Below are 17,047 nucleotides of genomic sequence, written 5' to 3' on the forward strand. Positions count from 1 at the left end.
CGGTGCTCCTCGTTGGTGGGGTGTTGCGGATCGATCGGACAAGGACCGGCGTCGCGGGAACTACTGCGCCAGCGCCCGGCAGTGCTCCGGCGGCAGGTGCAGCCAGACGCTTTCGCCGGGCGGGATGCTCACGGTGGATGGTGCGACCGCACGCACCGTCTCGCCGTCGGGCAGGGTCACCAGGTAGTCGCGGTGCGAGCCCAGGTAGATCTGGCGCGCGACCGTTCCCTGCACGCTGTTGGTCTCGCCGTCCGGCCGCGTCGCCGCGAGCCGGACGTCGTGGTGGCGCACGGAGACGGCGGTGTCGCCCTCGCGCGCGAACTCCCCGGAGCCGCAGCGCAGGAACAGCCCGTTGCCGGCCGCGACGCCGGATCCTCCGTCCCCGCGGCCGCGGAAGATGTTGGTGCCGCCTATGAAGCGGGCCACGAACTCGGTGCGCGGCCGCTGGTAGATTTCCTCGGGCGTGCCGGCCTGCTCGATGACGCCCTGGTTCATCACCACGATCAGGTCGGCAGTGGTCATGGCCTCCGCCTGGTCGTGCGTCACGTAGACGGTGGTGTAGCGGAACTTGTCGTGCAGCCGCCGGATCTCGAACCGCATCTCCTCGCGCAGGTTGGCGTCCAGGTTGGACAGCGGCTCGTCCAGCAGCAGCGTCTCGGGTTCCACGACGAGTGCGCGGGCCAGCGACACGCGTTGCTGCTGGCCGCCGGAGAGCTCGCCGGGATAGCGCTGGGCGAGCTGCGACAGCTTGGTCGCGGCGAGGATCGTGTCCGCGCGCTGCTGCACGTCGGCCCTCGGCAGTCCGCGCAACCTGAGGCCGTAGGCGACGTTCTCGAACACCGTCATGTGCGGCCACAGCGCGTAGCTCTGGAAGATCATCGACATGTTGCGGCGCTCGGGCGGCTCGCTGTCTCCGGGGGCGGAGACGCGGCGGCCGCCCACGCGGATCTCGCCGGCGTCGGGCTCGAGGAACCCGGCGATCAGGCGCAGCGTGGTCGTCTTGCCGCAGCCCGAAGGACCGAGCAGGCAGACCAGCTGGCCCTTGTCGACCGAGAGGGAAAGCTCCTTCACCACCGGCGCCGTGCCGTAGCGTTTGGTGAGGCCCTGGAGTTCGAGGAATCCCATGCGTCGACTTTCTTTTCAGCGCAGCGCCGGCAGCCGCGGTCCACCCAGCAGTGGCAGGCGATTGGCGACGATCACCACCGCGAAGGAGACGACCAGTAGCATGATGCCGAGCACCGAGATCGCACCCATGTCACCGCTTTCGTTGAGGTCGTAGATGATCACGGAGACCAGCTTGGTGTTGGCCGTGGTCAGCAGGATCGTCGCGGACAGCTCGCGGATGGTGCCGATGAACACGAAGCACCAGGTGGCGATGACGCTGGAGCGCAGCAGCGGCGCGGTGATCAGGCGCAGCGTCTTCAGCCGCGAAGCGCCCAGGATGCGGCTGGCCTCTTCCAGCTCGGGGTGAATGCCGTGGAAGGCGGCGGACAGCTGCTGGTAGCCGGCGGGCATCTCGATCGTGAGGAAGGCGATCAGCAGGATCCACAGCGTGCCGTACAGCATCAGCTGCGGGTGCGAGTAGGTGAGGAAGAGCCCCACCCCGAGCACGATGCCCGGGATCGCCACCGGTGCGGTGGCCAGCCAACCGAGTGCCGCGGCGCCCCGCACCGGCGCGCGCGCCACGAAGTACGCGGCCAGCAGGGCCAGTCCCGTGCCCAGCGTGGCGGTCGAGAAGCCGAGCAGGAAGGTGTTCCACATCGCCAGCCGCGTGGCCGAGAACTCGAAGAACACGAAATGGAAGTTGTGCAGCGTCAGCCCCTCGACGCCGTTCTTCGTGAGCGCCGCCTTCACCAGCGCCGCGTAGGGCAGCAGCACGGTGAGCGACAGCACGAGGAAGGCGAACAGCAGGGCCACCGGCATCCACGCACCCAACTGGGTGATGCGCGGGGCGCCGCTCTTGCCTCCCAGCACGGTGAAGCCCTTGCGGCCCAGGATCCACGCCTTGCCCTGCAGCAGCAGCACGGTGATCAGCAGCAGCGGCAGCGCCGTCGCCGCCGCGAGGCCCGGCTTCGGCGGGTACTGGAACAGGCTCCAGATCTTGGTGGTGATGACGTGGAAGCCGGCGGGCAGCGCCAGGATGGCGGGCGAACCGAACATCGTCAGCGCCTGCAGGATGGCGATCAGCGAGCCGGCCAGCATCGCCGGCAGCACCAGCGGCAGCGTGACGCGCCGCAGCGTCGTCCAAGCGCGGGCACCGAGGATGGACGACGCATCCTCCAGGTCGGCCGGCACCCGGTCGAGGCCGTTGGCCACCAGCGTGAAGACGTAGGGAAACGTGTAGCACGCGATCGCGAACACCAGGCCGCCGAAGCTGTAGATGTTGACCAGCACGTCGAACTGCTGCGCGCCCGTCGCCTGCCGCCAGAACACGTTGATGAGGCCGCTGTTGGGGGCCGCGAGGATCTCCCAGGCGATGGCACCCAGGAACGGCGGCGTCACGAACGAAGCGGTGACCAATGCGCGCACCAGCCAGCGTCCGGGCATGTTCGTGCGCGCCACCAGCCAGGCGAGCGGGGTGGCGATCGCGCACGACAACGCCCCGACGCCGAGCGCCATGCCGATCGCGATGAGGAAGGGCCGCCGTAGGGTCGCGTCGCTGACCAGCGCCGCGAAGTTGGCCAGCGTGGGCTGGCCCTCCTTGTCGACGAGCGCGTAGTACGCGAGCCAGGCCAGCGGCAGCACGACCAGCACGGCCAGCACCGCGGCCAGTGCGTAGAACACGGGCCGGAGCAGGTCGATGCGGAAGTGCGGCTTGGCCAGCGAAACCGGTGCGTCCGGCAGGGCAATCGGCATTGCTCAGGCGCCGACAGCGCGTCGGGGATGGGGCCGCATCTCAGGTCCCGAAATACTCTTCGTACTTCTTCTTGATCGCCTCGGCGTCCAGCTTGGACGGGTCGGAAGTCAGCAGCTTGATCTGCGACAGCGGCACGCGCCCGGCCTTCTCCTTCACCTCGGGGTGGAAGGACCGCAGGCCGCCGACGTCGCTATTGAGCTGCTGCGCCTCGCGCGTGAACATGAACTGGTAGAACAGCTTCGCCGCGTTGGGGTTGGGCGCGTTCTTCAGGATCGCCGCGTTGCCGACCACGAGCGGCGTCCCTTCGGTGGCGTAGACCGGCTCGATGGGCACGCCGCTTTCGCGCAGCAGGAACACGTTGTACTCGTTGCCGTCGGCCATCACCGAGCGCTCGCCCGCGGCCAGCTTCTTCGGCGGCTCGGTGGACGACTGCACCTGCATCACCTTCTGCTTGCCCAGTTGCTCGAAGTACTTCCAGCCCAGGCTGGACTGGCTGAGCGCCTGCGTGCCGGTCATGATCGTGCCGCTGTAGCCGGGGTGGGCCTTCACGATCTTGCCGCTCCACTTGGGATCGAGCAGGTCGGCGTGCGACTTGGGCGCCTGCTCCTTGGGCACGAGCTTGGTGTTGTAGGCGATCACCGAGAGATGGGCGCGGTAGGCCGCGAACTGGCCGTCGGCGTCCTTGTCGTCCTTGGGCCAGAACTTCGCCACGTCGCCCGGCACGGCCGGCTGCAGCCAGCCCTGCTTCTTGAAGTGGATGAAGTGCACGGCGTCGGACGTCTCCACGACGTCGGCGCTGTAGATCTTGCTGCCGTATTCCTGGTTGATGCGCTGGAAGATGCGCTCGGCGCCCGAACGTTCCACCTGCACCTTCATGCCCGGGTACTTGGCCTCGAAGGCGCGGGCCAGCTTCTCGGCGACCTGCACGTCGGTGGCCGAGTACCAGACGACCTTGCCTTCCTTCTGCGCGGCGGCGATCAGCTGCGGCGTGGCCTCGTAGGGCGCGGGAGCTTGGGAATGAACCACACCCGATGCGAGTGCGGCCACGATCGCCAGGACGGCGACGGCGGGCTTCGCTGACATTGCTGGTCTCCTTGACGCGGCCCCGGCGAACCGCTGCGGGCCATTATTGGAGACGCGTTTTCAAAGTGTCAACAGTTCAGACCATAACGTCGACACTGATGGGAAAGGTCTAGCGCGGCGCCGCGACCGGCGAAGCGCTAGACCATCCGCTCCGGCCGAACCCATTGGTCGAACTGCTCGCCCGTGAGGTGGCCGGAGGCGATCGCGGCCTCGCGCAGGCTGGTGCCTTCCTTGTGCGCCTTCTTCGCAATCGCCGCCGCCTTGTCGTAGCCGATGTGCGGATTGAGCGCGGTGACCAGCATCAGCGAACGATCGACGAGCTCGCGGATGCGCTCGCGGTTCGGCTCGATGCCGGCGGCGCAGTGGTCGTCGAAGCTGCGCATGCCGTCCGCCAGCAGGCGCACGCTCTGCAGAAAGTTGTGCGCGATCAGGGGCCGGAACACGTTGAGCTCGAAGTTGCCGGAGGCGCCGCCGAAGTTGATGGCGACGTCGTTGCCGAACACCTGGCAGCACAGCATGGTCACGGCTTCGCTCTGCGTGGGATTCACCTTGCCCGGCATGATCGACGAACCCGGCTCGTTCTCCGGGATCGACAGCTCGCCGATGCCGCTGCGCGGGCCGCTGGCGAGCCAGCGGATGTCGTTGGCGATCTTCATCATGCTGGCGGCCAATGTCTTGAGCGCGCCGTGCGCGTGCACCAGCGCGTCTGCCGCAGCCATCACCTCGAACTTGTTGTTCGCGCTGACCAGGGGCAGCGCGGTGAGCCGCGCCAGTTCCTCGGCCACCTTCTCCGCGTAGCCCTTGGGCGCATTGAGCCCCGTGCCGACGGCGGTGCCGCCCAGCGCCAGCTCGCACAGGTGCGGCAGCGCCGCGTGCAGGTGCCGGTCGCACTGCTCCAGTTGCGCGACGTAGCCGGAGAACTCCTGCCCCAGGGTGAGCGGGGTCGCATCCTGCAGGTGGGTGCGCCCGATCTTCACGATGTCGGCGAAGGCGGCAGACTTCCCGGCCAGCGTGTCCTTCAGCCGCGCCAGGGACGGCAGCAACCGGCCCTTGATCGCCTCCACCGCGGCCAGGTGCATCGCCGTGGGATAGACGTCGTTGGACGACTGGCTCTTGTTCACGTCGTCGTTGGGATGGACCTTGCGGCCCTCGCCGCGCTGCCCGCCGAGCAACTCGCTGGCGCGGTTGGCCAGCACCTCGTTGACGTTCATGTTCGTCTGCGTGCCCGAACCCGTTTGCCAGACGACGAGGGGAAACTGGTCGTCATGCAGGCCCTGCAGCACCTCGTCCGCGGCGGCCACGATGGCGGCCGCCTTCTGCTGGTCCAGCAGCCCCAGCAGGTGATTGACCACGGCCGAGGAGCGCTTGATCTGCGCCAGCGCGCGGATGATCTCCTTCGGCTGCCGCTCGCCGGAGATGTCGAAGTTCTGCAGCGAACGCTGCGTCTGGGCCCCCCACAGCCGCTCGGCAGGGACCTGGATGGGACCGAAGGTGTCGTGTTCGATGCGCGTGGCCATGCGGCCACCCTAGCAGCTTTGACTGTCCCTGTGCGGCGACTCTGGAATGCTGACAGCCGCCAACAATGGCGCACTGCCGGGCTCACCGATCGCAACCAAAGTTGTCGTTTGCGACAGCCGGTGCTCCAATTGGGCAAAGAACCATGACAACAGTGAACGACCGGCTCCCCGGCCCGCAAGCGGCCCATCACGCCTCGCGCGCGCTGCGCCATGCCGCGGCCCTGGCGCTGACCCTCGCGGCAGCGGGCTGTGCCGATCTCGAGGGCGCCGTGCGCAGCGAGGGGCCGGATGCGAGGCAGGGAGTCGCCGCGCGCTACCAGCGCGAACTGGACATGAACCGCCAGTGGCAGAACCGACCCCTCAGCGACCTCGTGGCGAGTTCGGGCAAGCCGCAGCTGACGATGAACATCCCGGGAGGCGGCACCCCCCCGGGCTTCGTGGTGGTCTACGGACTCGACGCCCGCACTGGGTGCATCGATGCCTTCGCGATCAATGCAGCCGCCACGCGCGAGCCGACGGTGCGCATCTACTACTGCCGCTGATCGCCGCACCGGCGCGTGCGCCCGCCTAGCGCCGCAACTGCTCTTTCTGCTTGGGGGTGAGCACGGCATCGACGCGCTTGCGCATCTCCAGGCCGTTCTCGAACATCTGCTTGTGCAGCGCCGAGGCGGCCTCGTAGTTCTTGCGCGCCGCCTGCTCGTCGAACCCGGCCGCGCCGTCGTCCCACATCGTCGAGTGCATCTGCTGCATCAGCGGCCACTGCTTCTTCCAGAAGTCCTGCTGCGCCAGCTTGATCTTGCTGCGCTGGTCGGCGGTGAGGTCGGGCACGTCGATTCCGCCGGGACCCATCATCCCGCCACCCATGCCCGGACCGTAGCCCCCCATCATTCCGGGTCCGTGGCCGCCGCCATAGCCGCCGGCCCCATACCCGCCCATCATCCCCTGGCCATAGCCGCCCATCATGCCGGGCCCATAGGCCGGCTGCGCGCTCGCCACGCCGGCAAAAAGCGCGGAGGCGGCCAATGCGATCGCGATCCACTTGTGTTTCATGGCAGCTCCTTCGTTCACGTATGACGCAGGAACACCTTAGTCCTCCGGGTGCGCGATGATTTGACCTGCATCAGCAGGTCCAGCGACCACCGCAGGCGCGCCGATACCCGCGCCGGCAACTTGCAGGCTCGCGATTCAGGACTCAGTCGGGAATGAACGCCGGGAGGACACCGTAGATGTCCTTCACGAAGCGCTCCGCGACGGCTTCGGCCTCGGCCATGTTGGTCCGCACCGGCACGATCACGCGGACCAGGGCACCGTCGGTCCTGTCCCTCTGGATCGAGTCGAGCAGCAGGTACCACTTCAGCGAGTACTCGCCAGGCAGGTCCCGCCCGCGCTGGCGGAACCAGTAGTACACGAGTTGCCGCTCTTCGGCATTCGAAATGATCAGCTTGGTCGCCTTGAAGGAACCCTGGTTCGTCTGGAACGTATGCGCGCCTGCGTCGCTGATCTCCCAGCCTCCCCCCGGGATGCAGGCCTTGGGCGAATGCGGAACGAACCCCTTGCGCTGCGATTGCACGTAGCCGATGTAGAGGCCGGCGCGATCGGACTTGCGCGCGAAGTCGGCCAGCACGTAGTCCGTCAGGCCCAGGATGGCTTGTTCCCCGTTCGTGAACGGATAGCTCGAACCCTCCCAGCCCTCGACCGAAAGCGGGAATTCATAGAAGGTCTTGCGCGCAGGGATGATCTCTTCCCGCACGCCGATCCGGCTGGTGAGCAGCGACAGCCCGATGGCGAGAACCACCGCCGCGATGACGGGATGGGACAGCAGCGGCCTGGCAGGGGCAGCCTCGGTGGAACGCTGCCGCTTCCAGGGCGGGACGTGGAACGTCAGCCGCGAGCGGGCCGGCAGGAACCTGTTCGCCAGTGCGACTTCGCCGGTCAGGAACAGCAGGCACAGCATGAAGACGATCCAGCCCTCGAAGTAGTGGCTGAACCCCTCGGCTGCCTTGCTTCCCTGGGCATTCACGAGCAATCCGACGACGGCGATGCGCGCACTGTTCATCAGGATCGTGATCGGGACGGTCGACAGCACCAGCAGCGCACGAACCAGCAACGGGCCCTTGTAGAAGCTGGCCACGATCAGGCCGATGGCGAACAGCGGGAACATGTAGTTCAGCCCGCTGCAGGCCTCCGCCACGTGCAGCTTGTAGGCGCCGAGGTCGATGAGGTTGCCCTGCTGGTGCACGGACACGTTCAGCATCCGCAGCATGTCCACGCCCAGGCCGGAAGACAGCAGTTGCATCTTTCCGGTGATGACCACGTCCACCATGTAGGGCAAGGGGATGGCCGTGAAGGCGAGCAGGAACGGGAAATAGACCGAACGGAACTCTTTTCCGTAGTACGCCCACGCCATGCCCATGAGCGTCAGCACGAGGCCGTACTGGACGATCATCCAGAGCGCGCTCAGTTCTCCCACGACCAGGGCCATGCCCCCGACGAAAGTGAGCAGGACGCCGTACCAGGAGGTCCGGTCGCCGCCGGTGCGGGTCGGCGCATTGACCCAGAACAGGTAGGCCGCGACCAGCAGCACGATCGGCGCGTGGGAATAGCGGTCTTCCCCGGTCCGGGTGTACCACTCGAACAGCGCCTCGCGATGCAGCAGCAGCAGGGCGACCCCGACAACCAGCAGCACGGCCCCGGGAAGGATGGAGGGCTGGAAAAAATTCCTGGCGGATGCGACGGCCGTTCTCATTGGGCGACCTGTTGGTAAATCAAAAGCATTTGCTCGGCCTTTCTCTCCCAATCGAATTGCGCGGCGACCTTTTCCCGCCCCCGCGCTCCCATCCTGGCCCGCAGGGCCGGACTCGTGGCCAGCCGCATCATCGCAGTGCCCAGGTCCCGCTTGAATTGGGCCGCATCGTCCGGCTGGACGAGGATGCCGCATTCTGCATCCAGGTAGTCGGCCGGCCCGCCCCAGTCGGTGGCGATGACGGGCAGGCCGACGGCCATGGCTTCCAGCACCACCGCGCCACCGCATTCCATCAGGCTCGGCAGGACGAAGACGTCGCTGCGGCGCAGGATCTCGGCGCATTCGCCTTGCGTGCGCCAGCCGGAGAAGAAGATGCGGCCCGGCTCGCCTTCGACGCTGGCCAGCGCGCCGGCCTCCTGGGCCATTGCAACCAGCTTCTCGCGCTGCGGCCCGTCCCCGACGATGTTCAGCGCCAGCAACTGGCGGTCCGCAACGGCCAGGAACGCGGAGACGAGCAGGTCCACGGCTTTCCAGTCCACGAGCCGTCCGACGAACACGCACCGGCACACCGCATCCGTCCGCGCCACTTCGCCCTGGGGCTTCCACAGTTGCAGGTCGACCCCGTTTTCCGGGATGGTGAAGACGCGGCCGTGGTAGCTGCTGGGCAGCGCACTGCGGGTGCGTGCGTTGGCGACGATCAAGGCGGCCGCCTCCAGTTTGCCCGGCAACAGGAACTTGGTGACGGCCTGGGCAACCGACCGGGCAAGACCTACGGCCATGTGCACGAAGCGGTGTTGCTGGCGGCGGAAGCCCAGGGGGAAATCGATGTTGCCGTTCATGGGCCCGATGACGACGGGAACGCCCAGCTTGCGCAGCAGGGTCGGTTCGCGCGGGGAAACAGGCATGGGCTGGTGCACCACCGTCACACCCTCGCTCTTGACGAGCCTTCGGGCCACCTGCAAGGCCTGGAACTGGGTGTACACGCGGGACACGAAACCGGCCGTGAAATAGGAAATGCGATCCGGCAGGTGCTTTCCCAGGCGGTACATCCAGATCTGGACCGGGCCGTCCTCGATGTAGGTGATGAGATGCTGTTCGTCCGGAAAGGTCTGCCGCAGTTCGTCGCGCACGCGGCTGTGCGTGATCAGCCGCACCGGCAAGTTGCGCCTGGTGAGCACGCGGAAATAGTGCAAGGGCAAGGCGGCTTCGCCGCCAAAGCGAAATGAAGCGTGTTCTGCAACGATCAGCACGCTGGGCCGCGGCATGGGCAAACAATCCCCCGTCCCGTTTTCCTGGTCAACGGGTGGCGCCATGCTGCCGGTAAAGCGCCGGCCGCACAATGGGTCGAAGGAACCAGCTGTCCAGGTGAACCACCGTGAAAAAAGGCCTCGCACCGACCCCCTGGCCGAGACACCCCAGATCCGGGCACCAAAGAACCAACGGGAAGCCCCGCCTGAGCCGGTAAATTGCGGGACCATGGCCAAGTACCTGCTTCTCACGGCGACCGTCACGCCGCCGCCCAACGTCCCCGAACTGGCGCGCACCGATCCGGCCGAGCGAATGGGGGACTACGTGCGGGCCATGGAGTTCTACGCCGGGCTGGTCGGCCCGGTCTTCGACAAGATCGTCTTCGCGGAGAACAGTGCTTCCGACCTGGAGCCGTTGCGCCGTGCGGTCGCGGCGGCCGGCAAGGCCGACCGCGTGGAGTTCGTCTCCTGCTACGGACTGGACTACCCGGCGGAGTACGGCCGGGGCTATGGAGAAATGAAGCTGCTCGATTTCGCCATGGCGAACGCAAGCACGCTCTCGCAGGCGGCGCCGGCCGACGTGATCTGGAAGTGCACCGGGCGCTACGTCCTGACGAACATGCCGTTGCTGGTGCGCACCCGTCCCCCCGTGGACCTGTATGTCCACTGCCGCAACTACCCGTACAGCCTGTGTGAACTCTTCGGCTTTTCGTTCAACCGGCGCGCCTACGACGAGGTGCTGCAGGGGGTGTGCGAATCCATTCGGCGCGACCTGGAGCCCGGGCCCTATGCGAACGAGATCCTGTTCCGGCGGCACATCGACAAGGCCGCGCCATCGATCACGGTCGCTCGAAGGTTCGTCCACACCCCCCTCCTCAACGGTGTACGGGGTTGGAACAATTCCGAGTACAGCCGGGGCACCCATCCCAAGATCATCGTCCGCCAGGTCCTCAACCGGCTGGTTCCGTCGATCTGGATCTGAAAAGCCGCGGCCTGGTTCGCCGGACGTCCCTGCCCTTGTAAGGGCTTGCTCAGCCGGTGCGGGATAATTGAGGGCTGTCGTCCGCCCTCCCCCCGCATGCCATGACCACCCCCATCCAGCAAGCCGACCTGATCGAGTCCATCGCCGCCGCACTGCAGTACATCTCCTAAGTCACAAGTCAGTGGAAGCGTCGGAGCGAGCGGCTTTGGCCAGCGTTCAGCGCAGCGTGCAAATGGTGTGCAGCAGCGTGGGTCGAACGACGTACTGAATGGGTCTTGACCCTGCGTTGGCCCAGTAACGCGGCCCAGCATTGTCGCGGTGTCCGGATCGCGCTAGCGCAACCAATGCTAAAGTATTACTCCAACTCCGCGCTTGTGTCGTGTTAAACGACATCATTGCCGGAGTCGAACGCCACGCACAGCTCTCCGACCCTCCAAAATATTGAGCTGTACCTCGTACCGTACAGTAGAGGCGTAGTTACTGGGATCGAAGATCGAAGGGACCAAGGGTAGCTCGGGCTGACGACCCGAAGCGGCTCTTGCGCGGCTGGCCCTAGCACCGACCAAGAGCACCGCGCAGCAACGTTCAAATCACGAGCGTTGTAGCGGCGTCTACTCGCCTGCTCGCTCTCAGCATCAATGCCCTTTTCGCAAGGGCTGCATATTCTGAGAGGAAGTTCCGTGGAATTGATCGACAACGTCACCCGCCTCCTTGGAGATGACTTGAAGCAGTCACTCAGAGGCAGGGCGAAGGTGCGTATCGCTGCGTCCTGCTTTTCGATGTACGCATTCGAGGCCCTCAAGTCGGAACTCGAATCCATCGAAGCGCTCGACTTCATCTTCACCTCCCCGGCTTTCGTTCCGGACGAAGCGACGGACAAGATTCGCAAAGAGCGCAAGGAGTTCCACATCCCCAGGTTGGACCGAGAGCGAAGCCTGTATGGCAGCGAGTTCGAGATCCAGCTGCGCAACAAGCTAACGCAGCGCGCCATCGCGAAGGAGTGCGCCGAGTGGATGCGCCGCAAGGTTCGGTTCAAGAGCAACCGAACCAAGGCTCCGATGCAGCAGTTTGCGTGCGTGCAGACCGATGGCGTTGACACCGTCTACATGCCACTACATGGCTTCACTGCCGTAGACCTCGGTTATCAGCAAGGCAACGCGGTTTCGAACTTCGTCAACAAAATGAGCGAAGCTCCCTTCGCCGCGACGTACCTGAGCCTGTTCGACCAAATCTGGAACGATGACGAGAAACTGGAAGACGTGACGGCACAGATTTGCGAACACATCGCCACGGTCTACCAGGAGAACTCGCCGGAGAGCATCTACTTCCTGATGCTCTACAACATCTTCAACGAGTTCCTGGACCAGATCGACGAGGACGTTCTCCCCAATGACCGCACCGGCTACCAAGAGACGCTGATCTGGAAGAAGCTGTTCAACTACCAGAAGGATGCAGCTACGGGGATCATCAACAAACTGGAAACCTACAGCGGCTGCATCCTGGCCGACAGCGTGGGTCTGGGCAAGACATTCACCGCGCTGGCCGTGATCAAGTACTACGAGCTGCGGAACAAGTCCGTCCTGGTGCTGTGCCCCAAAAAACTGGCCGACAACTGGCTCAACTACAACCGCAACCTCAAGACCAACATCTTCGCGAAGGACCGCTTCAATTACGATGTCCTTTGCCACACCGACCTCAGCCGCACCGGCGGCGAATCCTTTGGCACGCCGCTGAACCAGATCAACTGGGGCAACTATGACCTCGTGGTCATCGACGAGTCCCACAACTTCCGCAACAACGACGCCTTCAAGGACAAGGAGACCCGCTACCAAAAGCTGATGAACAAGGTCATCAAGGAAGGCGTGAAGACCAAGGTGCTGATGCTCTCAGCCACCCCGGTCAACAACCGCTTTTCCGACCTGCGCAATCAGCTGGCGCTGGCCTACGAAGGTGACTCAGAAATACTCAGCAAGAAGCTGAAGACCGGCAAGAGCGTCGAAGAAATCTTCCGCGGCGCGCAGACCGCATTCAACACCTGGGCCAAGCTGCCCCCGGAAGAGCGCACCGCACGCGCCATCCTCGACTCGCTGGACTTCGACTTCTTCGAGCTGTTGGACAGCGTGACCATCGCGCGCTCGCGTAAGCACATCCAGACCTTTTACGACACTAAGGACATCGGCCAATTCCCCGAGCGCCGCATGCCCTTGTCGTATCACAGCCCGCTGACTGAGCGCAAGGACGTGATGGGCTTCAACGACATCTTTGCCCAACTGTCCTTGCTGAAGCTCGCCGTGTACGCGCCAGTGAGCTACATCCTGCCCAGCCGGCTTAAGAAGTACGAAGAGGCCTACGACACCAAGGTCGGGGGCAAAGGCACGCTGAAGCAGGCTGACCGCGAAAAGAGCTTGCAGGCCCTGATGACGGTGAACCTGCTCAAGCGACTGGAAAGCTCGGTCGAATCGTTCCGGCTGACTTTGAACGCCTTGCGCCGCAATCACCAAGGCACCTTGGCGAAGATCGCGGCCTTCAACCAATCAGGCGTATCGGTCAGTGTGGGTGACCTGACTGAGGCGCTAGAAAACCTGGACGCTGAAGAAGACGAGCTGCCAATCCTCGATCACGACTCCGGAGAGATTGGCGGCAGGGTCAAGATCAGCCTCGCCGACATGGACGTTCCCTCGTGGGAACACGACCTGAAGGCGGACGTCGAACTCATTGACGCATTGCTGGCGTCGATGACCAAAATCACTCCCGAGGATGACGCCAAGCTTCAACACCTCAAAGCGCTCCTGCTGGAGAAGATCGCCAATCCGATCAACCCCGGCAACAAGAAGGTTTTGATCTTCACCGCGTTCGCAGACACCGCCGATTACCTCTACGCCAACCTCGCTCCGTTGCTTCAAGAGACCCACCAGCTGCACACCGCCAAGGTAACCGGTAAGGGCGCGCCGAAGTCCACACTGAAGAGGGGCTACGACTTCCAGGAACTGCTGACGCTGTTTTCCCCACGTTCCAAGGAAAAGGCTGTGGTGCTGCCCGGCGAGCCCGCTGAGGTGGACCTGCTGATCGGCACGGATTGCATTTCCGAAGGCCAGAACCTTCAGGACTGCGACTACCTCATCAACTATGACATCCACTGGAACCCGGTGCGCATCATCCAGCGATTTGGCCGGGTGGATCGCATCGGCTCGCCTAACAGCAGCATCCAGTTGGTTAACTACTGGCCCGACATCACCCTTGACGAGTACATCAACCTCAAGGACCGGGTGGAAAGCCGAATGATGATCGCGGACGTGGCGGCCACGGGCGACGACAACGTGCTGTCCGCCCAGGCCAATGACGTGTTGTACCGGAAGGAGCAACTGCGCCGACTTCAAGAAGAGGTTATCGAACTGGAAGACTTGAAGACCGGGGTCTCCATCACCGACTTAGGCCTCAACGACTTTCGCATGGACTTGCTCAATTACGTCAAGGAACACGGCGAACTGAGCAACCTCCCTAACGGAATGCACGCAGTGGTGTCTGCTAAGCCGGCCATGGGCTTGCATCCTGGCGTCATTTTCACGCTGCGCAACCTCAATGCGGGAGTGAACGTCAACCAGTACAACCGGCTGCACCCTTACTACGTCGTCTACGTCGACCGCGCAGGCCGCGTAGTGCACGACCACACCGAGGTGAAACGCCTCTTGGACCTGGCACGCACTTGCTGCAAGGGCCAAGACAAGCCCATCCCCTGCGCGACCGGGCTCTTCAATGAAGAGACGGCCGAGGGCCGCCAAATGCAGGTGTATTCCGATCTCCTGGGCAAGGCCATTCGCTCCATGATCGCAGTGAACGAAGAGAAGGACCTGGACAGCCTATTCACCGGCGGCAAGACCACGGCCCTGACCAACACCATCTCCGGCTTGGACGATTTCGAACTCATCACCTTCCTCGTCATTCAGGAAGCCGAATGAGCGAAGGGGTGACCACACAACAGCACGCCGCCCTTATCGCCTATCCCAAACAGGCAGCCTTCGGGCGCACTCTGCCCAAGAACAAGATCTACGAGCGCAGCGGCGCCAATACCCGACTCAAGGATTTGTTTGTCGAGCAGGTCGAGCAGGTCGTCTGGCAGTACAAGCTCGCTCCGGGAACCACCAACCTGCCTGCCCAGCCCGGCGTATCAGAGATTCAGATCTTCAGCGTCCAGCTCAAGTCCCCTGAGCTCCACGAAGATGTGCTGCGCTGCATTGATGGCGCGGTGCAGTTCCCAATCATCTTTGAGCTTACCCAAGGCAGGGACGCGGGAGCCCGCACGCGAGTGGTGGCCGCTTACAAGCGCCCGGGGCCGACGTTAGTGGCGAACCCGAGCATGATCCTTTCTACTTACTTTTCAACAGACTGGCTGGTTCCCGCGACCCAGCGTACACCGATGCCCGTAGCAGTGGATTTGGCAGGGCTGTATGAGCAGTTGCTTCATCGGCTAATGCCAGTGCCTCCCAGGCCGCAGGAGACTTTACCGGACTTGGTCAGCCGAATCGAGCAGATCGCGGCCAAGCAGCGGGATGTCGAAAGGATCGAGGCGCGGCTAGCCAAAGAGAAGCAATTCAACCGCAAGGTACAAATCAATGCGGCCTTGCGCCAACTTAGAACTGACCTTATTGAGCTGCAGCGGTGAGCAGGCGCAGCCAACGGAAAAGCAAAAATGGAAAGACTGAAAATGCACTCCCCCGATCTCACGCAGGACAACATTGCGCGTATTCGCATGCTGTTTCCTAGCTGCGTGACTGAGAGCAAGGCGCCTAATGGACGGTTGAAATTGCTAATTGACTTCGATCAGCTCCGCCAGGAACTTGCCGACTCAATCGTGGAAGGCCCTCAGGAGCGTTATCACTTGAACTGGCCGGGCAAGCGCGAGGCCCTACTCAAAGCGAATGCGCCAGTCGCGAAGACTTTGCGGCCTATCCGCGAGCAAAGCGTCGACTTCGACCGCACCAAAAACCTGTTCATTGAGGGAGATAACCTTGACGTCCTGAAACTGCTGCAAGAGACGTATCTTGGAAAGATCAAGCTCGTATACATAGACCCGCCCTACAATACAGGCAAGGACTTTATTTACACGGACAACTTTTCAGAATCGGTCGAGGAATTCCTCAAGCGATCCAACCAACAGGACGATGCGAACAACAAGCTAGTAGCGAACCCCGAAACGAATGGTCGCTTTCACTCGGACTGGCTATCGATGCTCTATCCGAGGCTAAAGGTCATGTACAACCTGCTGGCAGACGATGGCATCCTCGCGGTTTCGATCAGCGATCAAGAGGTATTTCAACTTGGAAAGCTGATCGACGAAATTTTTGGCTCAGGAAATCGGCTCGCTTGCGCGCCTTGGCTTTCGGAGGCAAGCGGTGGAAAGGAAAAGACGGGCCTAAGAACCGGCCACGAATATCTTCTCCTCTATTTCAAGTCAACCGCCGAATGCGTTTCCCAGGACGAACGGTCTACCGGGGAACTAAGTCTTCGGGACAAGTCCGGTGCGTATCGGAAGGGGAGAGAGCTGATGAAATGGGGTGGAACATCACTGCGAGAGGATCGGCCAAATCAATTTTACGGCCTACTTTGCCCCAGCGGCGAGCATGTCTTCCCCTATCGGAATGATGGAAAAGAAGGTCATTGGCGCTGGGGCAAGGACAACAGCGCCATTGCTATCGCGCAAAAGGATGCCGATTACTTCCATTGGGAAATGCGGCCCTTCGACCCGGGATGCAAGGGAAATGGCAAGACGGAGCGTTGGGTCCCTTACGAGAAAATCCGGGATTCAAAGAAATCGGTCGGCTGGAGCACTTGGCTTGACAAATTTGGCACCAACGCTGATGCAACCAGAGAACTCAAGGAGTTATTTGGCTTCAAGGTGTTTGACACACCCAAACCTACGCAGCTCATCAAGTGGTTTCTTGCGCTTCACTCCGATTCAGATGCGATCGTCCTTGACTTCTTTGCCGGCTCTTGCACTGCTGCACATGCCACGCTGGAACTGAACGCCGAAGATGGGGGAAATCGCCGCTTCATTATGGTTCAGCTTCCTGAGGCGTGCAGCGAAGACTCCGAAGGATTCAAGGCGGGCTACAAGTACATTTCCGACATCGGCAAAGAGAGAATCCGCCGCGCAGGAAAGAAGATTCTCAACAACGGGACGAACGACGAGTGGCTTAGAGACGTTGGTTTTCGAGTGCTGCAGGCAGATAGCTCCAACTTAACCAATGTCCACTACGCCCCCGACACCCTCGAAAAAGGCCAAATTCATCTCTTGGTTGACAATATCAAGCCGGATAGGTCAGGGGAAGATCTTCTTTTTCAGGTGATGCTCGACTGGGGAGTAGATCTCGGCATGCCCGTCACCAGCCAAAAGATTCAAGGTAAGGAAGTCTTTTTTGTTGATGGAAACGCGCTGGCAGCCTGCTTCGATAGCCACGGCGGTGTCGATGAAGATTTCGTGAAGGAGCTGGCCAAGGTGCATCCGCTGCGCGCCGTGTTCCGCGACGCGGGCTTTAAGGACAGCTCGGTCAAGATCAACGTAGAGCAAATCTTTAAACTGCTGTCGCCCGCCACCGAGGTGAAATGCATCTGAACGGGCTG

The 17,047-nt window shown here is 63.0% G+C and carries 12 protein-coding genes; 5 read left to right on the forward strand and 7 right to left on the reverse strand.

Annotated elements, in window-relative coordinates:
• Positions 1–60: 60 nt before the first annotated feature.
• The 4 genes from AC1DSA_RS21085 to fumC form a co-directional block, all read right to left on the reverse strand.
• A complete protein-coding gene (locus AC1DSA_RS21085; RefSeq protein WP_477892851.1) occupies positions 61–1,125 on the reverse strand; it encodes an ABC transporter ATP-binding protein in 1,065 nt (354 codons plus the stop codon).
• A gap of 15 nt (positions 1,126–1,140) precedes the next feature.
• Positions 1,141–2,856 carry an ABC transporter permease gene (locus tag AC1DSA_RS21090; RefSeq protein WP_477892853.1) on the reverse strand — a complete coding sequence of 572 codons (1,716 nt, stop codon included), beginning with the start codon at positions 2,854–2,856 and terminating at the stop codon, positions 1,141–1,143.
• Between the two features lie 40 nt (positions 2,857–2,896).
• Entirely contained in the window at positions 2,897–3,940 is a 1,044-nt protein-coding gene (locus tag AC1DSA_RS21095; protein WP_477892855.1) for an ABC transporter substrate-binding protein, read from the reverse strand.
• 137 nt (positions 3,941–4,077) lie between these two features.
• Complete coding sequence (gene fumC / locus AC1DSA_RS21100) at positions 4,078–5,457, reverse strand: class II fumarate hydratase (RefSeq protein WP_477892857.1); 1,380 nt, start codon at positions 5,455–5,457, stop codon at positions 4,078–4,080.
• 152 nt (positions 5,458–5,609) lie between these two features.
• On the opposite strand from fumC, the gene AC1DSA_RS21105 reads away from it, so the two are divergent.
• Complete coding sequence (locus tag AC1DSA_RS21105; RefSeq protein WP_477892859.1) at positions 5,610–5,999, forward strand: hypothetical protein; 390 nt, start codon at positions 5,610–5,612, stop codon at positions 5,997–5,999.
• A gap of 25 nt (positions 6,000–6,024) precedes the next feature.
• Here the strand turns inward: AC1DSA_RS21105 and AC1DSA_RS21110 are convergent, their stop codons facing one another.
• The 3 genes from AC1DSA_RS21110 to AC1DSA_RS21120 all read right to left on the reverse strand — a co-directional run bounded on the left by AC1DSA_RS21110 (position 6,025) and on the right by AC1DSA_RS21120 (position 9,678).
• Positions 6,025–6,507 carry a Spy/CpxP family protein refolding chaperone gene (locus AC1DSA_RS21110; RefSeq protein WP_477892861.1) on the reverse strand — a complete coding sequence of 161 codons (483 nt, stop codon included), beginning with the start codon at positions 6,505–6,507 and terminating at the stop codon, positions 6,025–6,027.
• A gap of 142 nt (positions 6,508–6,649) precedes the next feature.
• Positions 6,650–8,143 carry a VPLPA-CTERM-specific exosortase XrtD gene (gene xrtD, locus AC1DSA_RS21115; RefSeq protein ID WP_477892863.1) on the reverse strand — a complete coding sequence of 498 codons (1,494 nt, stop codon included), beginning with the start codon at positions 8,141–8,143 and terminating at the stop codon, positions 6,650–6,652.
• A gap of 56 nt (positions 8,144–8,199) precedes the next feature.
• Positions 8,200–9,678, reverse strand: a complete 1,479-nt coding sequence (locus tag AC1DSA_RS21120) for a glycosyltransferase family 4 protein (RefSeq protein ID WP_477892865.1) — start codon at positions 9,676–9,678, stop codon at positions 8,200–8,202.
• On the opposite strand from AC1DSA_RS21120, the gene AC1DSA_RS21125 reads away from it, so the two are divergent.
• From AC1DSA_RS21125 to AC1DSA_RS21140, 4 genes are all read left to right on the forward strand, one after another.
• On the forward strand, positions 9,677–10,429 hold the full coding sequence (locus AC1DSA_RS21125; protein WP_477892866.1) for a hypothetical protein: 753 nt from the start codon (positions 9,677–9,679) through the stop codon (positions 10,427–10,429). The two genes, AC1DSA_RS21120 and AC1DSA_RS21125, sit on opposite strands and share 2 nt — an antisense overlap.
• 680 nt (positions 10,430–11,109) lie before the next feature.
• The gene (locus tag AC1DSA_RS21130) at positions 11,110–14,385 is read left to right on the forward strand and encodes a helicase-related protein (RefSeq protein ID WP_477892867.1); all 3,276 of its coding nucleotides are present in this window, start codon (positions 11,110–11,112) and stop codon (positions 14,383–14,385) included.
• A complete protein-coding gene (locus tag AC1DSA_RS21135) occupies positions 14,382–15,089 on the forward strand; it encodes a DUF4391 domain-containing protein (RefSeq protein WP_477892868.1) in 708 nt (235 codons plus the stop codon). The genes AC1DSA_RS21130 and AC1DSA_RS21135 overlap by 4 nt, the downstream gene beginning before the upstream one ends.
• A gap of 27 nt (positions 15,090–15,116) precedes the next feature.
• Positions 15,117–17,039: a site-specific DNA-methyltransferase gene (locus AC1DSA_RS21140; RefSeq protein WP_477892869.1), complete on the forward strand. Its 1,923-nt coding sequence runs from the start codon at positions 15,117–15,119 to the stop codon at positions 17,037–17,039.
• The last annotated feature ends 8 nt before the right edge of the window (positions 17,040–17,047 follow it).

The organism is Ramlibacter sp. P4_H7 (assembly GCF_056400765.1).

Excerpts from the sequence above, each read along its gene's own strand:
- AC1DSA_RS21085 (WP_477892851.1), bottom strand. The coding sequence starts at position 1,125 with ATGGGATTCCTCGAACTCCAGGGCCTCACCAAACGCTACGGCACGGCG.
- AC1DSA_RS21090 (WP_477892853.1), bottom strand. The coding sequence starts at position 2,856 with ATGCCGATTGCCCTGCCGGACGCACCGGTTTCGCTGGCCAAGCCGCAC.
- AC1DSA_RS21095 (WP_477892855.1), bottom strand. The coding sequence starts at position 3,940 with ATGTCAGCGAAGCCCGCCGTCGCCGTCCTGGCGATCGTGGCCGCACTC.
- fumC (WP_477892857.1), bottom strand. The coding sequence starts at position 5,457 with ATGGCCACGCGCATCGAACACGACACCTTCGGTCCCATCCAGGTCCCT.
- AC1DSA_RS21110 (WP_477892861.1), bottom strand. The coding sequence starts at position 6,507 with ATGAAACACAAGTGGATCGCGATCGCATTGGCCGCCTCCGCGCTTTTT.
- AC1DSA_RS21125 (WP_477892866.1), top strand. The coding sequence starts at position 9,677 with ATGGCCAAGTACCTGCTTCTCACGGCGACCGTCACGCCGCCGCCCAAC.
- AC1DSA_RS21120 (WP_477892865.1), bottom strand. The coding sequence starts at position 9,678 with ATGGTCCCGCAATTTACCGGCTCAGGCGGGGCTTCCCGTTGGTTCTTT.
- AC1DSA_RS21135 (WP_477892868.1), top strand. The coding sequence starts at position 14,382 with ATGAGCGAAGGGGTGACCACACAACAGCACGCCGCCCTTATCGCCTAT.
- AC1DSA_RS21140 (WP_477892869.1), top strand. The coding sequence starts at position 15,117 with ATGGAAAGACTGAAAATGCACTCCCCCGATCTCACGCAGGACAACATT.